The organism is Pseudoalteromonas sp. c7(2019) (assembly GCF_011378625.1).
GTDB lineage: Bacteria > Pseudomonadota > Gammaproteobacteria > Enterobacterales > Alteromonadaceae > Pseudoalteromonas > Pseudoalteromonas arctica.
This window is the reverse complement of sequence record NZ_WTKS01000010.1, coordinates 105,253-124,561: the sequence shown is the minus strand read 5'-3', so window position 1 is coordinate 124,561 and position 19,309 is coordinate 105,253. Positions and strand designations below refer to the sequence as shown.

General features: G+C 39.7%; 13 protein-coding genes. 10 read left to right on the top strand and 3 right to left on the bottom strand.

Annotated elements, in window-relative coordinates; all coding sequences use genetic code 11:
* The first annotated feature begins 14 nt into the window (after positions 1 to 14).
* From xylB to GQR38_RS12755, 6 genes are all read left to right on the top strand, one after another.
* A complete protein-coding gene (gene xylB, locus GQR38_RS12780; RefSeq protein ID WP_165721791.1) occupies positions 15 to 1,472 on the top strand; it encodes a xylulokinase in 1,458 nt (485 codons plus the stop codon).
* Between the two features lie 30 nt (positions 1,473 to 1,502).
* Positions 1,503 to 2,822, top strand: a complete 1,320-nt coding sequence (xylA, locus tag GQR38_RS12775) for a xylose isomerase (protein ID WP_007375167.1) — start codon at positions 1,503 to 1,505, stop codon at positions 2,820 to 2,822.
* 39 nt (positions 2,823 to 2,861) lie between these two features.
* Complete coding sequence (gene tal, locus GQR38_RS12770) at positions 2,862 to 3,800, top strand: transaldolase (RefSeq protein ID WP_206006192.1); 939 nt, start codon at positions 2,862 to 2,864, stop codon at positions 3,798 to 3,800.
* A 58-nt stretch (positions 3,801 to 3,858) separates the two neighbouring features.
* A complete protein-coding gene (gene tkt / locus GQR38_RS12765; protein WP_165721792.1) occupies positions 3,859 to 5,877 on the top strand; it encodes a transketolase in 2,019 nt (672 codons plus the stop codon).
* A 107-nt stretch (positions 5,878 to 5,984) separates the two neighbouring features.
* Positions 5,985 to 6,368, top strand: a complete 384-nt coding sequence (locus GQR38_RS12760; RefSeq protein WP_024593043.1) for a hypothetical protein — start codon at positions 5,985 to 5,987, stop codon at positions 6,366 to 6,368.
* Between the two features lie 13 nt (positions 6,369 to 6,381).
* Entirely contained in the window at positions 6,382 to 7,359 is a 978-nt protein-coding gene (locus GQR38_RS12755; RefSeq protein ID WP_165721793.1) for an aldose epimerase family protein, read from the top strand.
* Between the two features lie 68 nt (positions 7,360 to 7,427).
* Here GQR38_RS12755 and GQR38_RS12750 read toward each other — a convergent pair whose 3' ends face one another.
* Positions 7,428 to 8,576, bottom strand: a complete 1,149-nt coding sequence (locus GQR38_RS12750) for an endo-1,4-beta-xylanase (RefSeq protein ID WP_165721794.1) — start codon at positions 8,574 to 8,576, stop codon at positions 7,428 to 7,430.
* 157 nt (positions 8,577 to 8,733) lie between these two features.
* Between GQR38_RS12750 and GQR38_RS12745 the strand changes: the two genes are divergently transcribed.
* The 4 genes from GQR38_RS12745 (at position 8,734) to GQR38_RS12730 (ending at position 15,053) form a co-directional block, all read left to right on the top strand.
* A complete protein-coding gene (locus GQR38_RS12745; protein ID WP_165721795.1) occupies positions 8,734 to 10,581 on the top strand; it encodes a DUF5060 domain-containing protein in 1,848 nt (615 codons plus the stop codon).
* A 14-nt stretch (positions 10,582 to 10,595) separates the two neighbouring features.
* The gene (locus GQR38_RS12740) at positions 10,596 to 11,033 is read left to right on the top strand and encodes a cupin domain-containing protein (RefSeq protein WP_165721796.1); all 438 of its coding nucleotides are present in this window, start codon (positions 10,596 to 10,598) and stop codon (positions 11,031 to 11,033) included.
* A gap of 287 nt (positions 11,034 to 11,320) precedes the next feature.
* Positions 11,321 to 13,207 (top strand): AAA family ATPase, encoded by a 1,887-nt coding sequence (locus GQR38_RS12735; protein WP_165721797.1) that lies wholly within the window; start codon positions 11,321 to 11,323, stop codon positions 13,205 to 13,207.
* Positions 13,200 to 15,053, top strand: coding sequence for a UvrD-helicase domain-containing protein (locus GQR38_RS12730; protein WP_165721798.1), 1,854 nt, complete (start codon positions 13,200 to 13,202; stop codon positions 15,051 to 15,053). The genes GQR38_RS12735 and GQR38_RS12730 overlap by 8 nt, the downstream gene beginning before the upstream one ends.
* 227 nt (positions 15,054 to 15,280) lie before the next feature.
* Here GQR38_RS12730 and GQR38_RS12725 read toward each other — a convergent pair whose 3' ends face one another.
* On the bottom strand, positions 15,281 to 17,503 hold the full coding sequence (locus GQR38_RS12725) for an endo-1,4-beta-xylanase (RefSeq protein ID WP_165721799.1): 2,223 nt from the start codon (positions 17,501 to 17,503) through the stop codon (positions 15,281 to 15,283).
* Between the two features lie 583 nt (positions 17,504 to 18,086).
* Complete coding sequence (locus GQR38_RS12720) at positions 18,087 to 19,220, bottom strand: endo-1,4-beta-xylanase (protein WP_165721800.1); 1,134 nt, start codon at positions 19,218 to 19,220, stop codon at positions 18,087 to 18,089.
* Positions 19,221 to 19,309 lie beyond the last annotated feature (89 nt).

Genomic DNA, 19,309 nt, shown 5'->3' with positions numbered 1-19,309 from the left:
TAAGTATCACATTTATGTTCCTTGGTATCGATTTAGGCACTTCAGGTGTAAAAGTAATTATTTTAGACGAGCAAGACCAATTGCTTGCTCAAGCAAGTGGATCTTTAAGCGTTTCACGCCCAGCACCACTTTTTTCTGAGCAAAACCCTTCAGATTGGTGGCTTGCTACCTGTAGTGCAATCGAGGATCTTAAAAAGACTCACCCTGCATTACTAAAATCGGTAAAGGCTGTGGGCCTTTCTGGGCAAATGCATGGCGCTACGCTGCTTGATAAAAACAATAATATTATTCGCCCAGCCATTTTATGGAACGACGGGCGTAGTGCTGCACAATGTGTAGAGCTTGAAAAACGCGAACCAAATTCTCGTAATATTACCGGCAACATAGCAATGCCTGGTTTTACTGCACCTAAATTGGTGTGGTTAAAAGAGTTTGAGCCAGAAAATTTTGCAAAAGTAGCCAAAGTATTATTACCAAAAGACTACCTACGCTTTTTAATGACCGGCGATTTTGCATCAGATATGTCTGACTCTGCAGGCACATTATGGCTAGACGTAGAAAAAAGAGCATGGTCGCAAAAAATGCTTAGTGCTTGCGACTTAACAGAGCAACACATGCCTACTCTTTTTGAAGGCACACAAATTACAGGCAAATTAACAGCCCAAGTTGCTGCTAAATGGGGAATGGAGCAAGTACCTGTTGTTGCAGGCGGTGGCGATAATGCCGCAGGCGCTGCCGGTGTAGGCGTAGTAAAGCCAAAACAAGCGTTTTTATCATTAGGTACTTCGGGCGTTTACTTTGTTGCCAACGAAAAATACCTGCCTAACCCAGAAGGTGCTGTACATACTTTTTGTCATTGCATTGAAAACACCTGGCACCAAATGTCAGTGGTGTTAAGCGCAGCAAGCTGTTTAACCTGGGTCACTAAATTAACTGGTTTTGAAAACGAAGGTGCATTGCTTGAACAAGTAAGTAAATGCGACTTTAGCAAACCAAGCTCTGTGATATTTTTGCCTTATTTAACTGGCGAACGTACACCGCATAATAACCCCGATGCCAAAGGCGTGTTTTTTGGTTTAGACAGTGATACCGATGCAGCAGCCCTTGGCCGCGCAGTACTCGAGGGCGTTGCTTTTGCCTTTGCCGATGGCCAACAAGTACTGCTTGATGCCGGCGCACAAATTGACGATGTAACCGTTATTGGTGGTGGCGCTAAAAGCCCACTGTGGGGAAAAATCATCGCAAGCGTACTTAACCGCCCCCTAATTTACCGAGAAGGCTCAGAAGTTGGTCCCGCATTTGGCGCTGCAAGACTTGCCCGAATAGCAGTAACACAACTCCCTGCACAACAAGTGTGTGTTAACGGCAAAGTAACGCAAACCATTGAGCCAGACCCAATCATGCATGACTTTTACGCACAGCAATACACAACATACAAAGCACTTTATCAAAGTGTAAAAACATACTTTTAATACACTATTATAAAATTAATGGAGCACAATATGAGCGAGCAATTTTTTACAAACGTTGAAAAAATTAAATTTGAGGGTGAAAACTCTAAAAACCCATTTGCATTTCGTTACTACGACGAAAACCAAGTAGTGCTTGGCAAAACAATGAAAGAGCACCTTCGTTTTGCAGCTTGTTACTGGCATAACTTTTGTTCTACAGGGTTTGATATTTTTGGTGAAGGTACGTTTGACCGTCCTTGGATCCAACCTGTGGGCAACCAATTAGAACTTGCTGAACAAAAAGTAAAAGTAGCTTTTGAATTTTATGAAAAATTAGGCGTTCCTTACTTTTGTTTTCATGATGTTGATATTGCCCCTGAAGGCAAAACACTACAAGAAAGCCACGATAACGTAACGCACATAGCTAACATTATCGAAAAAGAAATGCAGCGCACAGGTGTAAAACTACTGTGGGGTACTGCTAACTTATTCTCAAATCAGCGTTTTTGTGCCGGTGGTGCAACAAACCCTAATCCTAATACGTATGCATATGCAGCAGCACAAGTTAAACATGCAATGGAAATTACACATCGTTTAGGCGGCGAAAACTACGTACTTTGGGGTGGTCGTGAAGGTTACGACACGCTACTAAATACAGACCTTGCACAAGAAAGCGAACAGTACGCACGCTTTTTGAAAATGGTTGTAGAGCACAAGAAAAAAATTGGTTTTAAAGGCACATTATTAATTGAGCCAAAACCACAAGAGCCAACTAAGCACCAGTACGATTACGATACAGCAACGGTTGCAGGCTTTTTATACAAGCACGGCTTACAAGACGAAATTAAAGTAAACATTGAAGCAAACCACGCAACACTTGCGGGTCATAGTTTCCACCACGAAATTGCAGTTGCTTGCGCTGAGGGCATTATGGGTAGTATTGATGCTAACCGTGGCGACATGCAAAACGGTTGGGATACAGACCAATTTCCTAACGACGTAGCTGAGTGCACACTTGTTGTTTACGAAATTTTAAAAATGGGTGGTTTTACAACGGGCGGCTTTAACTTTGACACTAAACTTCGTCGTCAATCTTGTGAGCGTGATGACTTATTCATTGGTCACATTGGCGGTATGGATACGATGGCTAAAGCATTACTCAATGCAGCAGCAATGATTGAAGGCGGCGAGCTGACTGATTTTGTTGAAAAACGTTACGCTGGTTGGAAAGAAGACCTAGGTCAAAGCATTCTAAATGGTGAGCAATCACTTGAAAGCCTTTCAGCCTTAGTACACGAGAACAACATCGATCCTAAGCAAGTTTCTGGTCGCCAAGAACTGCTTGAGAATATTGTTAACCGCTACGTATAAGGACATCGCCTCGGTTTTAAAGCCGAGGCGTACATCATTATGAACTTGTTAGAACAACTCAAAAAAGTAACCACGGTCGTTGCCGACAGTGGCGATGTAGAGTCAATCAAAGCCCTACAACCGGTTGATGCAACAACCAATCCTTCGTTAATTTTACAAGCTGCAAAATTACCTCAGTATAAACATTTAATTAGTGATGCTATAAGCAAAGCTGGCAACGACGTTGACGCTATTTGCGACCAACTTATTGTTAACTTTGGCTGTGAAATACTAAAGGTAATACCTGGGCGTATATCAAGCGAAGTAGATGCGCGTTTATCGTTTGACACCAAAGCAAGTATTGCCAAAGGGCGTAAGCTTATTTCGCTTTACGAGCAAGCGGGTATTTCAAAAGACCGCGTACTTATTAAACTTGCTTCAACATGGGAAGGCATTAAAGCCGCCGAGCAGTTAGAAAAAGAAGGTATTAAGTGTAACTTAACCCTGCTTTTTTCGATGGCTCAAGCCATTGCATGCGCACAAGCTAACGTAACGCTTATATCTCCGTTTGTTGGGCGTATTCTTGATTGGTATAAAGCGGCTGAAAACAAAGAATACACCCCAAGCGAAGATCCTGGTGTGCAGTCGGTTACAGGTATTTATCAGTATTACAAAAAGTACGATTATAAAACGGTGGTAATGGGCGCAAGCTTTAGAAACATTGAAGAAATAATCGAACTTGCTGGCTGTGATTTACTCACTATCTCGCCACCACTGTTAAATAGTTTACAAAGCCAAGAAGGTGAACTGGTTACTAAACTTGACGCTGCAAACATAACAAAAGCGCCGCGAAGTGAAATAACCGAGCTTACCCATCAGCAGTTTTTATGGCAGCACAACGAAGATGCAATGGCCAGCGAAAAGCTCGGTGAAGGCATTCGTAACTTTGCCAAAGACCAGCGTATTTTGGCTAAATTGGTTGAAGACCTACTACACTAATTTCCCTCAAGCCTGCCACATTACGTGCGGGCTTTTTTAATTTTATTTGAGGTAATACATGACTCAGCTTTCTTCTCGTGCGCCTTTTGCTAATGCCATTCGCGCACTAAGTATGGATGCGGTACAGCAAGCAAATTCAGGGCATCCGGGCGCACCTATGGGTATGGCCGATATAGCCGAAGTACTGTGGAACGATTTTTTAAACCACAATCCTAACGATCCAAATTGGCCAAACCGAGACCGCTTTGTACTCAGTAACGGGCACGGCTCTATGCTTATTTATTCTTTATTGCATTTAAGCGGGTACGAACTACCACTTAGCGAGCTTAAACAATTTAGACAAATGCATTCCAAAACCCCAGGTCACCCCGAATACGGTTATACCCCAGGTGTTGAAACAACAACAGGCCCGCTTGGCGCAGGTTTATCAAACGCTGTAGGTATGGCCATTGCCGAAAAAGCCCTAGCAGCACAATTTAACAAAGAGAGTTTTGATATTGTAGATCATTACACTTACTGTTTTATGGGTGATGGCTGTTTAATGGAAGGCATATCGCACGAAGCATGTTCGCTTGCAGGCACACTAGGCCTGGGTAAACTTATTGCTTTTTGGGACGATAACGGCATATCTATCGACGGACACGTTGAGGGCTGGTTTACCGACGACACCGCTAAACGCTTTGACTCTTACGGCTGGCATGTAATAAAAGATATAGACGGCCACGACCCAGAACAAATTGCCAGCGCCATTGCACAAGCAAAACAAGTGAGCGATAAACCTACTCTACTTTGTTGTAAAACCGTAATTGGTTTTGGCTCGCCAAATAAATCAGGCTCGCACGACTGCCATGGCTCGCCATTAGGTAATGACGAAATAACTGCGGCGCGCAAATTTTTAAACCTCCCAAATGAAGCATTTAGTATCAGTGATGATATTTACGCCCATTGGGACGCTAAACAAAGCGGTGATAAAAAACAAAAACAATGGCAGCAACTGTTTAGCGACTACACCAAAAACCACCCAGAGCTTGCCAAAGAATTTGAACGCCGCGTAATTAAACGCACCTTGCCTGAAAGTTTTGAAGCTATTGCAAACAACTACATTGCACAGTGCAACAAAGACGCTGCCAACATTGCAAGCCGAAAAGCCTCGCAAAACACTATTGAAGCCTTTGCCCCGCATTTACCAGAGTTATTGGGTGGCTCTGCCGATTTAGCTGGTTCTAATTTAACGCTGTGGTCTGGCTCTAAAGGCATAAGCGCAGATGACGCCAGCGGTAATTACCTGTTTTATGGCGTGCGCGAGTTTGGTATGAGCGGCATTATGAATGGCATATCACTGCACAGTGGTTTTATTAATTACGGCGCTACATTTTTAATGTTTATGGAATATGCCCGTAACGCAGTCAGAATGTCGGCACTTATGGGTATTCAAAATATATTTGTGTATACCCACGACTCTATAGGCCAAGGTGAAGACGGTCCAACTCACCAACCTATTGAGCAACTAGCCAACCTACGTATGACCCCAAACCTAGTCACATGGCGCCCATGTGACGCAGTAGAAACCGCAGTATCGTGGAAAAACGCGATACAAAATCAGCAGCAACCTACTGCGCTTATTTTTAGTCGCCAAGGGCTCAACCACCAGCCACGTAGTGCTCAGCAAATTAGCGATATAGAAAAAGGCGGCTATATTCTTAGCGAAAGCAATAAAGCACCTGAGCTTATTTTAATTGCAACAGGCTCTGAGGTAGATTTAGCAATGCAAGCTGCTAAAGAGCTCACAGCACAAGGCGTTGCAGTGCGTGTGGTATCAATGCCAAGCACCACATTGTTTGACCTGCAATCAGACGATTATAAGCAAAGTGTACTGCCAAACTCAGTTGTAAACCGTATTGCAATTGAAACATCACACCAAGATTACTGGCTTAAATATGTAGGCTTACAAGGCAAAGTAATTGGTATGAGCACTTTTGGTGAGTCGGCGCCAGGTAATGTGTTATTAGAGCATTTTGGCTTTACCACCAAAAATGTAGTGAGCACCGCGCAGGCGTTAATTAAAGCCAACGCTTAATATATTTAGTACGCGTAATGCGCTAAATAATCCAAACTTTATCCAATTAATGCGCTAAGCCTCCCAAAGCTCGGCGCATTTTTACAATTAACCAACAAAGGTGAACTATGAAATACTTACTATTAATTATGCTTTTTAGTGCAAGTACTAGTTTTAACGCATGGGCAAATGACGAGCAGAATGATGAACTAATGCTGACAATTTTTTTAAAACACGACCAATCAAAAAATCTCTCTGAAATAAAAGAAATACTCAACAACGCTAACTTTTACAAACATTTTCCGCCAGAGGGCGCAACGGTAGAATCTTGGAAAGTAATGATGGGCATAGGGCAAGTTGTTACCTTGCGCTTTCCGGCAGCATTATTACCAAAAGTAAATTTATCGATTGAACGTTATGGTTGGAAAGCTTACAGCACTGAGTTTTACCCAACTTACGATCTGTACCCAATAGTAAAAGAAGAAATTAAAAAAGCTAGAACGAACAATTAAAAGAGTAACCACAATGACAACTTCACTTATTCAATACACACTAAGTAATGAGGTAAACGACACTATTTCTATTATTAACTACGGTGCCCGGCTTACCAGCTGGGTTACCCATATTGATAGTAAAAAACGAAATATTATACTTGGCTATTCTAATATTAATGACTATTTAAACGACACGTTTTACTTAGGAGCTGTAGCCGGCCCTTATGCAAACAGGCTAAGTAACGCCCAAATAAACATTGATGATAAAGCTTATGCACTTAATAAAAACGAAGGCGTAAACCAACTTCACGGCGGCCAAAAAGCATTAAGCGACTTGTTTTGGCAGCTCGATTATCATCACAAAAATGCATTAAGTTTAAGTATTACCCTACCCGATGAATACAACGGCTACCCAGGTAAAACTACATTTAACGTGCTGTATACCTTTACCACTAACAGTAAAAGCCACAGTAATCTTGATATTAAATTTACAATTACCAGTAATAAAAAAACCATTGCAGGGCCCACAGCACACCCGTACTTTAATTTAAATGGCATTAATAACAGCGCACAAGGGCATGCATTAAAACTGGCCGCCGCGCATTATACCCCCGTAGATACAAACGCCATTCCCACAGGTTTAATAGCCCCTATAGCAAATACCACTTTTGACTACACAAATGCGCGGGTGCTTAATAAAACCGATAAACTCGATCATAACTTTGTAACCGAGCAAGTACTTAACCTGCAAACCAATAAGCAACACGCTGAGCTTACAAGTGCTGATGAAAAAGTAATGCTGAGTGTGTTTTCTAACTACCCTGCTATTCAGATATATACAGGGCAGCATTTAAAAAGCCCGTTTAACCAATTTGACGGTATTTGCCTAGAGCCGCAATTTTGCCCCGACAGCCCTAATAACCCACACTTCCCATTTAGCTATTTAACACCACAAGTGCCTTTGCAAACGCATATTAGTTACTGCTTAACTAAAACCAATAAAAAATAGCTATTTTATAAACCAAAAAAGGATCGCTATTAAGCGATCCTTTGCGGGAGGTTAAATACTTAGTGCGATTATAAGTCGCTTACAAAGCTTTTAAGTTTAAGCTCACGGTCAATTAATAATGGGTAATCGGTGCGTCCTTGCATTGGCCAATCGTTTCGCCAAGTGCGTGCATCGCTTATGCCCCAAAATGTAACGCGGCTTACTTTATCGTCATGCTTTTTAAGTATGTTAAACACGGCTTTATAGCGCTCACCTAACTGGGTGTTTACTTCACTCGGTAAACCATCTGGGTATGGATTAAAGCGCTCTTGCAAGGCAATATCTAACGAAATGTCAGCGCCTTGCTCTTCACCTTCAGGGAACGGTAATACCGAAATATCAAGCTCGGTTATCATCACATCAATGCCAGTGGCTGCGTATGCCAAAATAGAGTCTTCCATTAACGAAAGCTCTGGGTTATCAAGCGAGTAATGCGCTTGCATACCAATACCATCAATTTGAATACCTTTGCTTTGCAAATTTTTAATAAGCGCAATTGCACCGGCTCTTTTTTCTGGCTTATACAAGTTGTAATCGTTGTAATATAACTTGGCATTAGGTGCTGCCTGTTTAGCGTATTTAAACGCGTATTCTATAAAGTCGTCACCAATAATGGTGCTCCATTTAGATTCACGCAGTGTGCCGTCTTCGTTAAGTGCTTCGTTTACCACGTCCCATGCAAAAATACGGTTTTTATAGCGCCCTGCAACAGTATTAATATGGTTTTGCATGCGCTTAAGTAATGCATCGCGGGTTAGCGGCTCGCCTTGCTCGTCTTCAAAAACCCAGTCAGGAGTTTGCGAATGCCACACTAATGTGTGCCCAACTAATTCTTGGTTGTTCTCTTGTGCGTACTGAACTAGCGCATCAGCAGCTTCAAAGTCATACGTTTCAAGCTCTGGGTGTATACGCTCCCACTTCATTGAGTTCTCTGGCGTAAAGGTATTAAATTGCGCTTTAGCTACGTTTAAATCTTCAGGCAAAGCCCCTAATATTTGGTCGCGGCTAATCGCTGTGCCAATTTTAAAGTGGTCTTTAAATTGCGCTTTAAGCGTTAATTTCTCCGGCGCTTTTTGCGATTTTAATGTCGGTTTACTTTGCTCTGCTGAGTCATTACAGCCAAGTGCAAGGCTCGACATTCCTAATAAAATAGCAATCGTAAGTTTATTTTTATGCATGATGTACCTGTTGTGTTTTTTTTAGTGTGCAAGGTAAACTTAACACCATATAGTCCTTTTGACAACAACGTTTTATTAAAATAGACTGAACAAAAATAACACAGTACATATTCCTTAATCACACACTTTACTAGCAACAAAATTAGCAAGGATACACATGAAAAAAATAACAATAAAACGGCTTCTGTTAATTAGCGCATTTTTCGCCTCATTTATATTCAGCGCCCTAATTCGCGCAGAGCAAACCAGCACTCACGTGCCTATCTGGCATAAATTAAGCTTAACCCTTGAAGGCCCGCACACCAGCGAGCTTGCCACGCCTAACCCCTTTACCGACTACCGCTTAGATGCCACATTTACCAGCCCCACTAATAAGCAATATACAGTACCTGGATATTATGCAGCCGATGCAAACACTGCTCAAACACATGCAACAGCAGGCAACAAATGGCAAGTTTTGTTTTCGCCCAACGAACTTGGCAAATGGCGCTATACACTCTCATTTGTTAAAGGCAGTAATATCGCAAGCGTGCCATTAAATACTGTTACAAACGAGCTATCAGCCGGATTTTTTGATAAACAAACAGGCGAGTTTAATGTTACCGCCGCCACTAAATCATCCAGCAGTAAAGACTTTAAAAGCAAAGGTAAGCTTGAATACGTTAATAAACCCTATTTGCAGTTTAATGGCTCAAAAGAGTACTTTTTAAAAGCCGGTGCTAACAGCCCCGAAGTGCTGCTTGGCTTTTCAGGGTTTGATGCCACTCCCACAAAGCGTAACTACCAAGCGCACATAAAGCATTGGCAAAATAGCGACCCTACATGGCAAACAACCAATACAGAGACTGATAATAGTAGTCATCAATCTTCTAAAGGCATTATTGGGCTAATTAATTATTTAGCGTCGCTTAACATTAACGCGTATTACTTTTTAACCATGAACGCCTACGGCGATGGCGACCAAGTTTGGCCATGGCTTAGCAAAACCCAAACCACACGCTACGATGTATCTAAATTAGCTCAGTGGGATATTGTATTTAGCCACATGCAGCAAAAAGGCATAATGACTCACTTTGTAATGAGCGAAACCGAAAACGAATCACTGTTTGAATGGAACGAAAGCCAGCTTAAAAACGACTTTGCTGTTAGTCGCAAAATTTACTATCGCGAGTTATTTGCCCGCTTTGGCTATCATTTAGCAACCACGTGGAATATAGGCGAAGAAAACGGCTGGCAAGATCCAAGCGGCGACGATAAACAACAAAAAGCTAATACCACAAAACAAAGAAAGCAATTTGCCGATTACTTTCAATCACTCACCTACTACCCTGAGCATATTGTGATACATAACGGCCCGTCGCTCGACTACCACATTTACGATAAACCAAACGACAACATTTTGGGCTACCCCGCCTACACAGGGGCAAGCTTACAAGGTGAACTTAAAACTAACACCACTTACGGCGATGTTTTAAAGTACCGCCAGCTTACTCAAAACAATCCTCACCCGTGGGTGATCACCATGGACGAGGCCTATATTTACGAGTATGCAAACAATGTAGATACGTGGCGTAAAAGTAACGTGTGGGCAACTTTTATGGCTGGCGGCGCAGGCATTGAGTTTTACTTAGGCGGTGGCGGCGACCTAACAGAGCAAGATTTAACACCATACAAAGATTACTATTTAGCGATGACCAACGCCGTTGCGTTTTTTCAAAAATACGTGCCATTTAAAAAACTTACACCAGCCCCAGAGCTTACAAAAACAGGCTGGGCGTTAAGTGATAACTCAACGTTTTACTTATTTTATTTTAGTAACGCAAGCCAAGCTCAGGTCACATTACCAAATGCGTGTTACACCCTCGACTGGTTTAACCCACGAACTAACAACTACATAAACGGCAAACGCTTTTGTGTAAATACCGCAACGAGTACACAACTGGCAACACCACCCAACACACCTAACAACGACTGGGTTTATTTAATTAACCTAAGCGTTAAATAATAAGGATTACAACCATGAACCATTTAACAGTTAAACATTGTGTAACCGGCGTATTACTTACAGCCGCAGCCACCATAGCATTGCCTGTAAACGCAGCAGATAAACCCACACAACTTACATCAGCTATTGTGAGTCAAAAAGACGCGCACATTACTCACTACGAAGGCGGTGATTTTCATACTTATTTTTATGGCGATACACCACTCACTAAAGGTGCTATTACAGGCGTTGCGGTTATTAAACCTAATAACGAAATACATCCTGCCCACCAGCATCCTGATGAAGAATACCTAATGATTCTTGAAGGCTCTGGCACCTGGACGCTTAATGGCAAAAGCCAGCCTGCTCATACTGGGGATATTTTATTTGCAGCGCCTAATGACGTACATGGCATTTATAACAACGGCGATGTGCCACTTAAGTTTGTAGTCGTGAGGTATCAGGCTAAGTAGGTTTAGTGGCTTTTTAGTGGAATAGACTAAGAAAATTATGCACTAAGAGGTTAAGAGACGCTTCGCTTTTAGAGGAAAAAATAGCCTGATATGGGGTTAAGTTATTGTACTTCTATCTATGATAATCTACTAACAGATAATTTAATTAATAATTCAATGAGTTAATTACTTCATACTTTAATTTGAATGTATATTGACCCAACTTACCAAGTAATAAAATATTACTTTTATTTCTTGGTAAGTTAACATAGATAATTAATGACACTCAAATGGATAGGATGCCAACAATGTATTTATCATGGCTAGCAGTACGGAACTTTCGACAATTTGAAAATTTTTCAATCGAGTTTAATAAAGGCTTAAATTTATTAGTCGGTGAAAATAATGCAGGTAAAAGCTCTGTCATTGATGCCATAAGAATTGCCCTTGATACTACCTCTGCTGAATGGGTTTCAATTACTGACACTGACTTTTTAAGTGGTAAGAATGAACTTCAAATAAAATTACAGTTCGTTGATTTATCTTTATGTGAATCTGGAATTTTTCTCGAACACTTAACAACAGAAGTAAACGCGGATCAAATTCACGAACCTCGTCTCTACATTACACTGACAGCAAAATTAACTAGAAACTTCTCAAAAAAAACCCAATATATTAAAACTGAAATTCATTCAGGAAAAAATGGTGACGGACCAATAATTGAACGAGACATACGTGACTATCTAGCGACCACTTACTTAAAACCTCTTCGTGATGCTGAAGCTGAATTAAAAGCAGGAAGATCATCAAGATTGTCACAAATATTAGGAAGTAACAGCAGTCTAGCTGGTGATAATGTTGCCACTAAACGTATTATAGAATTACTTACAGCAGCAAGTAATCAAATTCAAGCGGATTTATCAATTCAAACCGCACAAGAAAGTATTGCCACTCTACTAAACTCCTTAACATTTAAATCAAACGTATTTTCTCCAGCATTAAGTTTACTCGGTAGTAAAGTTTATAATGATATGAATGAAGCTGAAAAAACATTTGCATTAAAGTCTATTCTAGAGAAGCTTACCCTCGAACTTGATGGTACAGGCATTAAGCATGGTCTGGGTTATAGTAGTTTGTTGTTTATGGCTACAGAGCTAATGCTAATTAAGCAAGAAGAAGATCAATATCCCCTTTTATTAGTTGAAGAACCAGAAGCACATATTCACCCTCAATTACAGTTAAAGTTCATTAAATACCTACGTGAAGATAATAGTAATCTGCAATGCATATTATCTACTCATAGCACTGTTTTAGCATCAAAAGCCCCTCTTCAAAGTTTGATATTAATGCAAAACGGTAAAGCTTTCCCACTTACAGAAACCCATACTGCATTAGCACCGGATGATTATGTGTTTTTGGAAAAATTTTTGGATTCCACAAAAGCTAATATGTTCTTTGCAAAAGGTGTACTTCTAGTCGAAGGTGTTGCTGAAGTTGTTCTGTTACCTCAAATTGCCGAGCTACTCGACAGACCCTTGGAGGATTACGGTGTATCACTAGTAAGTGTTAATGGATTATCAAGGAAGAGATACGCTAAGATTTATCGCTCTAACTCTAACTCAATAGCATCAAGTCCTTTACCTATAAAAGTTGCCTGTGTAACGGATCTCGACTTGTGGCCAGATGAAGCTGAGAAACTAGTTGCTAACCCTCATGGTTTTAAAGTAAAAAAACAACCAAATTCTGAGACTGGTAAAGGTGGCAATCTTCGTTATTGGCTTAATGAACTTGATCAAGCTGGTATAGATTCGCAGATAGCAACGAAAAAAGCACATGATGGCGAGTTAGTTAAAACATTTATATCTAGCGATTGGACATTTGAATTCTGTTTAGCGAAGTATGGTTTAGCAGAAGAAATTTATCTTGCACTACACGATACCAATGAAGGGTTTGACGATTTAAGTACGAACAACCAGATTAGAGCTGTTCAATTGTACGGAATGATTGAAAGTAAAGGAAATGCTAAAAGTGAAATGAGTTATGTACTAGCGAGCATTATATCAAAGTACAGTGGTCAACCAGAATTATTAAGGAGCAAGCTACCTAGATATATTATTGATGCCATCGAATATGTGACTGAACCGCTCCCATTGTTACAAACAGCAACTAATACGGATATTAGCCAGAATGATTGAGATTTATGATGCTGACATTATTGAGATCGAACAACAGTTAGGTATCACTTTTGATGAAACAAGAAAAAGTATAATAAAAATATTTGATGACGTACAAGCTTGTCCTGGAAGTGGAAAAACGACTATGGTTGCTGCAAAGTTGCTAATCATAGCTAAAAAATGGCAAAGTAAACATCAAGGTATCTGTGTTCTGACACACACAAATGTTGCTAAACAAGAAATTATAGACCGTCTTAACAAAAATTCAGATGGTGTTAAATTGTTATCTTACCCACACTTCATTGGCACTATTCAGGAATTTATAAACAAATACATTGCTATACCAGCGCTCCGCTCAAATGAGCTATGTGTTCATCAAATTGATGACGAAATGTGTAACACTAAAGCTTGGTATCTTCTTAGTCGAAGAACAAGGACTTATTTAGAAAATAAATTCATAACGTCTTTACAAGAGTTGCAATATAAATTTAATGAGGGACAACTAAAACTGAAAGTTCCTGGGTTTAACTCTGAATCGACATCAAATAGCTATAAGGAAATAAAAAAAGCTAAAGATATACTCATAAATGATGGATATTATTATTATCACGAAATGTATGCTTTCGCTGAAAAGTTCATTCATGAAACCCCAAAAATACTAGACTCAATTCGCCACAGGTTCCCCATCGCATTCATTGATGAGATGCAAGATACACAAAAATTTCAAGACGAATTATTGAATAAAATATTCCTGCACGATAATGTGAAATATCAGAGGTTTGGTGACCCGGATCAAGCAATATATAGTGGTAATGGAGAAGAAAACCAAACTTATAATCCTGCTATATTAGACAAAGTTGAAAACAGTCATCGATTTGATAACTCAATTGCCTTATTGGCAAAAAATTTAAGTTATAACCGTATAGCTCTCACTTCGAATAAAACTGTTCCAGAGGTTTCTCCACATACCATCTTTTTAGTTGATGAAAACTCGAGATATAATGTTTTTAATGCATTTGCTAGTTTGTGTGAACAAGTTATTCCTGCTGACAGCGACAAACCCATAAAAACTGTTGGTGCTGTCGGAAAAAGAAAAGAAGATAGTTTAACAATTTGCCATTATCTCGACTCATTTAATAAAAACAATAATACCAATAAATTTAAACCCAAAAAACTAATTCATTATTTCTATGAAGCAAAACGTCTAAGAAAAGGCCATGAAGCATATCAAATGATTTTAAATGGCATTGCAAAATGTGGTCGCATAAGTGACTGTGAATTGATTTTTTCAGATAACTCAAAATCTTTTTACTCTATAGCCAGTACACGTAAATATTTGAAAGATTCAAATAATTTACTTACTTTCAATATTTTAGTTAAAGAATTTCTTGATAGCTCAATGGATGCAAATCAATGGAATAATACGATTTCAAAATTATTAATATTAAGCGGTATACAAACATCTATAGTTCCACAGGACTTTATTCTTTTTGATAGTTCTACTGTTCAGAATACGCCGCTAAATGAAACTTGCTCTAATAGGGTCATAATAGAAATCAACGGACGAAGAGTAGAAAATGAAGTATCTACTATTCACTCTGTCAAAGGCGAAACGCATGCTGCAACACTTGTACTAGAAACGAAAAACTATAATTTTGATATAGGTACTTTAATTGATTACATCCTCAACGAAAATACAATACAACCAAAAGCAGTGAGAAAAAAAGGATTTATGAAAATGCTCTATGTTGCCTTCTCAAGACCTGAGCACTTACTTTGTATTGCAATGGATAAATCTCGATTTCCGACAGAGCACCTGCACAAGTGTAATTATGCAGGATGGAGAATCTGTGATCTGACGACTTAACTTAAAAAACGAGTATTTAAATTACGATGATCCGGTAATGGCTAGTTTATACTGATTGCGATCGGGATCGGATAATCGTTTATTAAGGCATTCCAACAAGCCTCCTCAAAAGGTAACGAGAGTTCCCTTACTACGCTTTGCATAAAAAATTAAAGCCCGCTAAAAAAATAGTCTGTATAAAAGTACAGACTATTTACTCTAGGGTTAATTACTTTTAGTTAGGTTTATTATTCGACCAAGGTTACCGATACATCATCCACATAAAAGTCAGCGGTGAGTTCACTTGACTCAACATAAAGTAAAGCGGCGCTTTCCTGCGTTGTGATTGAATGTGTGTAAGTACCTGATAACTGAACCCAGTCACCCGCGTTAACGGTAGTAACGGGTGTAAGCTCAAGGTACTCGGTGCTAGTGTGCTCTATTTGTAGCGTTAGTTTTATATCTGGCGACACTGTTGTGCTGTCGTCAAATAACTTAACCCATGCAGATACGTTATAGGTTTTATCTGCTGTAAATAAGCCTTTTACATCCTTTTGTAACCCATTCCACGTTTCAGTTCGCCCTTGTACTAAAGCGCTATTATTACCGCTATGAGCTTGGGTTGTTTCAAGAGTTATGCTTGCACTACCACGAGCTTGCCATGAATCAAGTCCGGCTTCAAAGTCGCCATTAGTTAGCAGCTCTGATGAAGGTGCTGGTTCAGCTACTTCAATTAGCTCTTTTAATGCATTAGCAAATCCCTGTAAGGCAGGTTTTGCAGTAAAGTCATTAAAAAATAACAGAGGCCATTCTGTTGTTGGCTCTGGCCAGTTTTGTAACCAGCTATCCTCGTCAATTACGCCCCAAATAGTTATGCCACCGCGTTGATCTTCAGGTACAGTTTCTAGGTATGTTTTAACAATATCGTAGTAGTACTGCTTTTGTTCGTCCGCTCTTTCACTGGTTAGGTAAGTTAGAGGAATGCCGCCTTCGTTGTTCATACGAACATCTAGCTCGGTAATTTTTACTTTGATTTTAGGGCGAATATCGACCACTTTTTGAAGGTGTGCCTGAATGGTTGAAATATCAGGGCTGTTAAGTGAAATATGAGATTGAAACCCTATACCATCAATAGGCACACCATTGGTTTGAAAGTCGTTAACCATATTGATAACAGCATCTAATTTATCAGCATTCCAAATCAGGTTGTAATCGTTGTAGTATAAGTCGGCATCAGGATCTGCTGCTCTTGCTGCTTTATATGATAACGGTAAAAATTCAGCACCTATATTTTCAAACCACACAGATTCGTCGGCGCTGTCGTTTGTGGTTTTTTCACCGCGGTATTTACCGTTTTCCATAAACGCTTCGTTAACTACATCCCAACTCACTACGGTATCGTTATCGCCTTCTTCTTCAAAATGAGTGGCAACTTGAGTGATGTGATTTTCCATCATGGTTATCCACGCGGCTTTATCACCTTGAAAACTCTGCATCCAAGGCGCAATTTGCGAGTGCCACACAAAAACATGACCATGTACCGTGAGAGAGTTGTCTTTGGCGTAGTTAATTAGCTCATCAGAATCATCGTAAAAAAATTCACCTTGGGTTGGTTGTAAATAGGTAGGCTTCATAATGTTTTCAGCAGAGAGTTGATTAAAGTGTTGTTCAATAATCGTTTTAATCTCTGGTCTGTCTATTATGCTGTTACCAAATCCACCCGCAGGAACAGCTACACCAATATTAAAATTAGGTGCTAATGCTTTTAAACTTTGTGCTGTCACTTCGCTGTATTGAACATCAGGTATTTCTTCTGCTGGTACATCGTCTAAAATAAAGCCTGAAAATTCGTCTAGATAAATAGACTTGTTAATGTTCTCTTCTTTTGAAAAGTGAATTGCCAGCCTAACTAAAGAGTCAGCTTCGGCTGTTGCGGCTGTTAATGTTATTTTTTGCCACTCGCCTGTGAGTGTTTCTTTTACTAGGCTAAGTTGGCCATAATCTGGCGCAGGTGTTTGAATCCAAAAATCGGCACTGGTTCCCTCTTCACCTTTGGCCCAAACACTAAACTCGTAATTTTTACCTCCAGTGATAGGAAGGTCTTCATAAGCTATTTCAATTCCCCAAGGGTTGTCACCCAATGTATTAACAATAACCTCCGCTGCTTTGGTGCCTTTGTAAGTATTAACGCCTTCTTGCGATTCAATTATCTCTATAGTAGAAGTAGCGCTTGATTCTTGATCTGGTCTAAATACCCAATTTCCGACGGGCGTTGTTTGCCCTGTAGTCTCTTCTTCAAACCCACCATTTGTTATTTCAGCTGCTATTGGCGCTTCAGGCGCTGGAGTATCAGGGGCTACTACTTCCGGTATGGGTTCAGGCACCGGTGTATCTTTATTATCCCCCCCGCACGCCATTAATAGTGATACTAAGGTCACTAATCCGGTATTACGAAAAATCGATTTATTCATTTTTTATTCCTTAGACTAAAGCAATAAATGAGTCGTTTTTAAACTGGGTGCAGTAAAGCCATTTGAGTGAATAAAATATGATAAGAGTATTTCTACTGCATCATCAAAAGCTATTATTCAATATGACTACAACCAATTAGAAAAACAAACGGTCATTTATATTTATTATTTTAATATCTCTTCAAACGTTAATATTTACTTTGTACAAAGGTACAAATATAAATTTAAAATCATAAAGTTATAGTTAAGGTTTAAATTAAAATTTATTGTTTTATATCGTGTGTGTGAATATGCAATCATAAAATCAACCTAAAACCAACATTGTTATAGTCTATTTAACAATAAGGATCAAGGCTAAAATTTGACCCGTTTCATATTGAGTATGCTTTGAGTTTGATTTGAGTCTGATAAAAATAATTAAATAGAAGGTGTAAGTGATACTTGTGCTTGTATTACTTAGGTAAGATCAAGGTTTACCAGCTCATCGCTTAGAAAAATGACTTTTATTTGCCTCCATATAAAAATTTGCAAACAAAAAAAGCCGAGTATTTAAAAATACTCGGCTTTGACTACACAATGCGATTTACTTAACTACATCAGCGATGGTTTTAATAACTGGCTTAGGGTTTAAATTACGATCCCATAGTAATGGGTAGTTTGTTCTGTTTGGGATTGGGTAGTCGTTTTTCCACGACATACCATCGTGTAATCCCCAAAAGGTTACGCGGTCTATTTTGTCGCGTTTTGCGTAAAACAGTTCAAACAAGGCTTTATAACGGGCGTTTAGTTGCGCTTCTACGTCGCTCGGCAAGCCATTTTTGTATGGGTCGAGGTAGGTTTCAAACTCTTCTAACTGAAACTGTGGTTTCATCATATCGGTGCCGGTAATCTGCCCTTCTTTTGTTAAAGGCAGCACGTCTATATCAAGCTCGGTGATCATCACTTTTATACCCAGCGCGGCATATGCATCGATGGCTTGTTCAATGTATTGCATTTTAGGAAAGTTAAGCCCCCAGTGCGCTTGTATGCCAATGCCGTCGATTCGAATACCCTCTTTTTGCAGCATTTTGATCATGCGTATAATGCCGTCTCTTTTTTCTGGTCGCCATGCATTAAAATCGTTGTAGTAAAGCTCGGTACTAGGTGAATACTGCTGGGCGTATTTAAACGCGGCTTTTACCATAGTATCGCCATCGCCTACGCGGTTAACCCACACAGTTGGGCGATAAGAGCCATCATCAGCAATCACTTCGTTAACTACATCCCACGCATCTACTTTGTTTTTATAGCGCCCTGCTACAAGCTCTATGTGTTTACGCATTTGCTCTAATTGCTCTGCTGGGGTATTTGGCTCATTTTTGCTATTTGTAAAAAACCAGTCAGGCGTTTGGTTATGCCACACTAAGGTGTGGGCTACGGTAAACATGTTATTTTGCTTGGCAAAATCTATAAACGCATCTGCACCACTAAAATCGACCTTACCTTGCTGTGGGTAAATTACTTCTGCTTTCATGGCGTTTTCTAGGGTGACTGTATTAAATTGCTTAGCAATAATTGACTGCGCGGCTGCGTTTTTGCCTGTCACTATATCTTGATTTACAGCAACCCCCATTTTGAATGAGTCTGCAAAGGTGTTTTTAAGAGCTTGGTCTTGTGCAGCGTTTACGCTTAATGACCCTGCAAGTAAAAGCAGGCTGAGTGTGTGTTTTTTATGCATGTGTGTGCTCCGTTGAATCGTTATTATTTTCGATAAATATCATACAACGAAAAAAATAAATGATATAGTCAAAATGACCATTAATTATA

Excerpts from the sequence above, each read along its gene's own strand:
- xylB (WP_165721791.1), top strand. The coding sequence starts at position 15 with ATGTTCCTTGGTATCGATTTAGGCACTTCAGGTGTAAAAGTAATTATT.
- xylA (WP_007375167.1), top strand. The coding sequence starts at position 1,503 with ATGAGCGAGCAATTTTTTACAAACGTTGAAAAAATTAAATTTGAGGGT.
- tal (WP_206006192.1), top strand. The coding sequence starts at position 2,862 with ATGAACTTGTTAGAACAACTCAAAAAAGTAACCACGGTCGTTGCCGAC.
- tkt (WP_165721792.1), top strand. The coding sequence starts at position 3,859 with ATGACTCAGCTTTCTTCTCGTGCGCCTTTTGCTAATGCCATTCGCGCA.
- GQR38_RS12760 (WP_024593043.1), top strand. The coding sequence starts at position 5,985 with ATGAAATACTTACTATTAATTATGCTTTTTAGTGCAAGTACTAGTTTT.
- GQR38_RS12755 (WP_165721793.1), top strand. The coding sequence starts at position 6,382 with ATGACAACTTCACTTATTCAATACACACTAAGTAATGAGGTAAACGAC.
- GQR38_RS12750 (WP_165721794.1), bottom strand. The coding sequence starts at position 8,576 with ATGCATAAAAATAAACTTACGATTGCTATTTTATTAGGAATGTCGAGC.
- GQR38_RS12745 (WP_165721795.1), top strand. The coding sequence starts at position 8,734 with ATGAAAAAAATAACAATAAAACGGCTTCTGTTAATTAGCGCATTTTTC.
- GQR38_RS12740 (WP_165721796.1), top strand. The coding sequence starts at position 10,596 with ATGAACCATTTAACAGTTAAACATTGTGTAACCGGCGTATTACTTACA.
- GQR38_RS12735 (WP_165721797.1), top strand. The coding sequence starts at position 11,321 with ATGTATTTATCATGGCTAGCAGTACGGAACTTTCGACAATTTGAAAAT.
- GQR38_RS12730 (WP_165721798.1), top strand. The coding sequence starts at position 13,200 with ATGATTGAGATTTATGATGCTGACATTATTGAGATCGAACAACAGTTA.
- GQR38_RS12725 (WP_165721799.1), bottom strand. The coding sequence starts at position 17,503 with ATGAATAAATCGATTTTTCGTAATACCGGATTAGTGACCTTAGTATCA.
- GQR38_RS12720 (WP_165721800.1), bottom strand. The coding sequence starts at position 19,220 with ATGCATAAAAAACACACACTCAGCCTGCTTTTACTTGCAGGGTCATTA.